The organism is Chitinophagaceae bacterium (assembly GCA_030053935.1).
In the GTDB taxonomy this organism is placed as follows: Bacteria; Bacteroidota; Bacteroidia; order Cytophagales; family JASGCU01; genus JASGCU01.
Map to the genome: position 1 here is coordinate 1 of JASGCU010000005.1, position 5,602 is coordinate 5,602.

General features: G+C 33.2%; 3 protein-coding genes and 1 pseudogene. 2 read left to right on the forward strand and 2 right to left on the reverse strand.

Annotation, left to right across the window (positions count from 1 at the left end; all coding sequences use genetic code 11):
* Both QM536_01185 and QM536_01190 read right to left on the reverse strand, forming a co-directional pair.
* Positions 1-2,867, reverse strand: a 2,867-nt coding sequence (locus QM536_01185) for a carboxypeptidase regulatory-like domain-containing protein (protein MDI9355626.1), incomplete at its 3' end; no start/stop codon positions are given.
* A 593-nt stretch (positions 2,868-3,460) separates the two neighbouring features.
* A complete protein-coding gene (locus tag QM536_01190; protein ID MDI9355627.1) occupies positions 3,461-4,702 on the reverse strand; it encodes a TCR/Tet family MFS transporter in 1,242 nt (413 codons plus the stop codon).
* Positions 4,703-4,832: 130 nt separating this feature from the next.
* Between QM536_01190 and QM536_01195 the strand changes: the two are divergent.
* A pseudogene (locus tag QM536_01195) lies at positions 4,833-5,332 on the forward strand (Rpn family recombination-promoting nuclease/putative transposase).
* Between the two features lie 24 nt (positions 5,333-5,356).
* On the forward strand, positions 5,357-5,602 hold a 246-nt coding region (locus QM536_01200), incomplete at its 3' end, for a hypothetical protein (protein ID MDI9355628.1).

Here is a 5,602-nt window from a genome sequence, read left to right on the forward strand (position 1 = left end):
ATCTCTTGGGTATTCTCAGCGTTAGTAGGAACATAGATGAGGTCGTTTGTTGCCCTATCTCCGTTCATATCCGTAGAATAAATATAACTATATCTTCCTTGATTACGAGATTCCCAGAAGAGAGAAAATTGGCTTGCTCCAAATTTTCCATATTCTATTCTATACCCTAAAGCACCTACTACTCTATGTCTCTGGTCATTATTATTAAAAGCGATACCTGGATCATTGGGGTCTCCATAAATAGCATTACTTGTCCATGATCCCGATGCTATAGATCCTGGGTCAATTTTACTTTTGGATACTCCGAAGTTATATGCCACAGAGCCAAAGAATCCTTTTTCTACTGTCTTTTCTAACTTAAAAGTGAGAGAAGTAGCATATCCTCCCGTGTTATTACTGAATACTTCTGCACTTGTAGCAGTAAATGTAGAGGTATTATTTTCGGGAATTCTATTCACTGCTGTTCCTGTTATCACACCACTGGTGACAGTAGTAGGGAATCTCCAGTAATGAGTCCTCCCATCAGTTCCTTTATATACTCCTTGATTTGTAGGGAGATTTGCGTTGAAATATGCAATTCCTTGCACATCTTGGGAGTATAAAAATTCTGTGGTAAAGATAAGCCCTCCAGGTATTTTGAGATCAAAAGCAATATTACTTCTCCATATCTGCGGGAATTTAAAGTTTGGATCGCTAGCGGCAATTTCTACTGACTTTGGTTTGTTAGCAGGGTCTGATGCGTTTGCGGGAATATAGGTTGCAGGATTAGGATTAAAAGGATTTGTTTTGGTATTATCGTTTTGAATAAATCCTGTAAGCATGCCGTTATTTCCTATTTGGTTAGAAATCCAGACAAATACGGGACGCCCTGTAAAAATCCCTGTTCCTCCTCGTATCTGTAAAGTTTTATTTCCAAACACATCCCAATTCAATCCTATTCGGGGAGAAAAAAGAGGACTTGCTTTTGGAAGAGTGCTCGTATTTATTTTATATCCCGAAGTTCCTAATGCATCATTAAATGATAATCCACTTACTACAGGGTTTTCTAATCCTGTGCTTTCGAAAAAAGGAATATCTACTCTGATACCAGGTGTTATTTTTATGTTTTTTCCTATATGCCATTCGTCCTGTATATATAATCCTGTATAGGTTACTTTGGTAGGTTGCACGGGTTCTCCGCCCCCTTCTAAAGCAGAATACCGTAACTGAAACCTTCTCACTGTTGGATTATTGGTAGTATTAGCATCTGTATCAGCATAAAAATCCGATAAAGAATTATACACATAAACACTCTGCGAACCTGGAAAAAATACGTTTCTAAATGAAAAATATTCTAAATTGAATCCCGCTGTAAATACATGATTTTTATTAAAATAATAAGTAAAATTATCCTGTATTTGAAAAGTGCTATAATTCAATTGATTGTTAGGAGTAAATGGCTCCGAACCAAAACTTATATAAGTACTCCCGCCATTCAATATTTCTACAAAAGGGAAAAGAGTTTTTATTTTCTCTCTGTCTTCTATCTGAGAAGTATAGCCGATTTGTAATACATTAGAAAATTTTCCTCCTCCAAAGGTAGAGTTTAATTCCCCTACTACTGAGTGAACGTTCTCTAATTGCACATAATTAGATGCTGTATAACTGAGCGCTTGAATTCCTATTCTATTTCCAGAAAGCCCTAATGAAGTGCTACTAGAAATAATCTGATCTCGAGAAGAACCTAAGAAGCTATAGCGAACACTGAATTTATTATTTCTATTAATATTAAAATCTAATTTTGCTATGAGTTTATAACTTTGTATTGCAAAGTTATATCCCTGATAGTCACCCGTTTCGTAGCCGTATTTATTCTTGAGAAAGCTACTGAGATCATCTAAATCCTTTTTAAGAACTCGAGTAGTATTCCCGCCTTCTGTTTGCCCTCCTTCATTTGCTAAAAAAGGATGAGCAGGATCTGTTCTCTGTTCTAATTCTCCATTTACAAAGAAAAAAACTTTATTCTTAATAATAGGACCGCCTAATCTAAATCCCGATTGGACTACATTAAACTTGGTTGCTACCACATCTACCGTTCTTGCTTTGTTCCCTACGAAATTTTCATTTCTATTGTTTACAAAGATAGAGCCAGAAAATTCATTTGTTCCGCTTCTGGTAACTGCATTGACACCTGCTCCTAAAAAACCTGCCTGACGCACATCGTAAGGAGCAATATTTACCTGTATCTGTTCTACAGCATCTAAGGATATGGGAGCAGCATTAGTTCTACCGCCAACCGATCCTGATCCTAATCCGAAGCTACTGTTAAACACTGTTCCATCTAAAGTAAGATTTGTATATCTTGAATCATATCCTGCAAAAGAACCTGAGCCGCTGAGCTGAGGGGTTAATCGGGTAAAATCATTGATAGAACGTCCTAATGTAGGTAAAGCAAAGGCTTCTTTGGTGATATTAGTGCCTGCACCTGTTTTATTTCCATTAAAAACATCATCTCTTGATGCCGCAATAGTTACTGCTTCCAACTGCAGATCTTCTGTCACCAGCTTTGCATCGGGTAAAGTAACCTCGCTTCCTAAACTCAAATAAATATCTGTATACGTTACTTCTTTGTAACCTACAAAACTTATCTTTACTGTATACGGACCACCAATTCTCATACCAGGAACAGCAAATGAGCCATCCAGCTGAGAGATGTTTCCATATTCTGATCCAGAGGGTGTGTGCGTTGCAATAATATTTGCCCCTGGTACCCCTTCACCTTTGTCATCTAATACTCTACCATTTAAACTTGCACTGGTAACCCCTTGTGCTTGTACTAATGATACTATGAGCATACATAAAATGAAACTACTTACTATAAACTTCATAAATTGACTTTTAAAAAATTAAATTATTAATATATTAAATAATATAGATACGCTTTAAAAATAAAAAAGACACAAAAACCTTCCATTTATAAAATATTGGTTTTTTGTGCCATTAATAATAATATATTAAAATATAAAAAAATAGCTTTTAGATAATAAGAAAAAAAGCATTTCAAAAATATTTGAAACTCTCCTTTCCACTTATATCCTATAATATCTATTCTTAACTCTTCAAATAAAAAATATAAAACCATTTTTGTTTTTAGTTAATTATTGTAATGCAAATCTATTTTTAAGTTTTCAAGCGTATAAATGCAAGTTACTCTTTTTTTTCTTTTTTTCAAATATTTTTTTTTGAAGTATTTTTTTTCTTTTTTATGATGAAACAAAATATAAAACTTTCGGTTTAAGTTCTAAAAACATTTTTAGTTAGATGGTAACTCTTTATCTATTATTTTAATCAGTGAATAAAAAATGATTTTATACAAATCTTAAAGAGATAAAATTATGATTTTTTCATCCTTTCAGGATTTGTATAATGAAAAATAAATACATTCGTGTGTTTGTGGCATAAAAATATTAAATAGTTCTTTTTATGATACATTTCTCGGTTGTTTTTTCTCTTTATGGATATATATATATACGAATAGAAGAGAACATAATACTAATACACAACTTAATATAAATGGAGCGGCAGGAAAATAATATAGAGGGGCATTTTTATCTGCTGTAAAAGAATAAAAAATATACGTCATCACAAAAGGACCTATTATAGATGCTATACTCATCAAACTGGTTGTTATCCCCTGAAGTTCTCCTTGTTCGTTAGAGGGTATTTTTTGAGTTGTGATGCTTTGTATAGCCGGACCTGCTACTCCCCCAAAAGAAGCAAGAAATATAATAGGATAGAGCATCCACCCTTCAGAGGCAAATACATACAAAAAATAACTGGTAGCAGATATACAAATACCTGTTATGAGGGTTTTATATACTCCAAGTTTAGGAATAATGAATCTTATAAGCCCTCCTTGGACTATAGCAGCCATTATTCCTACAAAAGCCAAAGAGAATGCTATCATTTTTTCATTCCATTGAAATTTTTCAATGACAAAGAACGTCCATGTGCTTTGTAATGAATGTGAGGCAGTGTATGCCAGAAAAAAAACTATGAGTAATAACAGTATATCTTTATGCTTTTGTAATTTTATAAAAGAACCTATGGGATTTGCTCTTTTCCAATCAAATTTTCTTCGGTTTTCGGGAGCGAGTGATTCGGGGAGTATGAAAATTCCATATATTCCATTGAGAAACACTAAAAATGCAGCAGCATAAAATGGAACACGAGAACCGAATTGTCCTAATAACCCTCCTATAAGAGGACCTATAATGAATCCTAAACCAAAAGATGCTCCAATGATACCAAAATTCTGTGCTCTTTTTTCGGGAGTACTTATATCAGCAATATAAGCGGAAGCGACTGTAAAACTTGCACCTGTGATACCTGCTAAGATACGTCCTATAAATAACCAAGTAATATTGGGAGCAAAAGAAAGAATAAGATAATCCACTCCAAATCCAAATAAAGAACACAAGATAACAGGGCGTCTTCCAAATCTATCACTAAGCCCTCCTAAAATAGGAGCAAATAAAAATTGCATTATAGCATAAGATGAGAACAACCATCCACCATAACGAGCAGAAGAACTATTTGTTTCATGAGTGAGCTCCGCTATTAATTTAGGGAATACAGGTATTATAATCCCTACTCCTATCACATCTATTAATAAAGTAATGAATATAAATCCTATCGCCGCTTTGTTTTTATCTGGTATCATATACATTGTGAGAGAGTTATTTAAATTTTTTATTTTTTATAAAAGAGAAATAATAGAGAATTTTTTAAATATGTTTATTTTTAATTAAAAATTATCATATTACTATTCCATAAAAACTTAATATATTATTATGATAAACAAATTTGTAAATGTAACAAATGACGTGGCTTTTAGGAAAATTTTTGGATGTGAGCAAAGTCATGAGATACTCCTTTCCTTTCTCAATGCTGTATTAGGACTTGCTGATGGAAGCAAAACTATGTATATTGATTTTAAACCTCCGTATCAATTGCCAGAGGTAAGAAAAAAAAGCAATCTATTTTAGATGTAAAAGTGATAGATGAAAAGAAAAAAAATTACATAGTAGAGATGCAAGTAGAAGAACCGGATGGATTTGAAAACCGTGTGCATTATTATACAAATAAGGATTTTGTGAGTCAAATTGCAGAAGGAAAAGAGTATGTGATTTTCAATCCCCTTATTTTTATAGGAGTTATTAAATTTAATTTTTTTAGTAATCCCAGTTATCTTACGAGGCATATTTTATTGGATGCCAAAACAGACGCTCACGAGCTAAAGGGAACAGAATATAATTTTGTAGAACTCTTGAAATTTGATAAGAAAGAATGAAGAATGCTTTACCATTACAGAACAATGGGCTTTTTTCTAAAGAATTCAAATAAACTAAATGATATTCCTAAAAGTACTACTGATAAGGGCTTGTTATTAGCATATCAAATGGCAAATAAATTTAATTGGAGTGAACAAGAACTGGGAGCATACGATTATCTGAGTATGCGAGGACAAGATGAAAGAGGAAAAGTAACCCTCGTAAAAATGAAACTCGCCTTAGCAGAACAAGAACTACAACAAGAAAAAGAGCTAGTAAAAGAAGCAAAA

Excerpts from the sequence above, each read along its gene's own strand:
- QM536_01190 (MDI9355627.1), bottom strand. The coding sequence starts at position 4,702 with ATGATACCAGATAAAAACAAAGCGGCGATAGGATTTATATTCATTACT.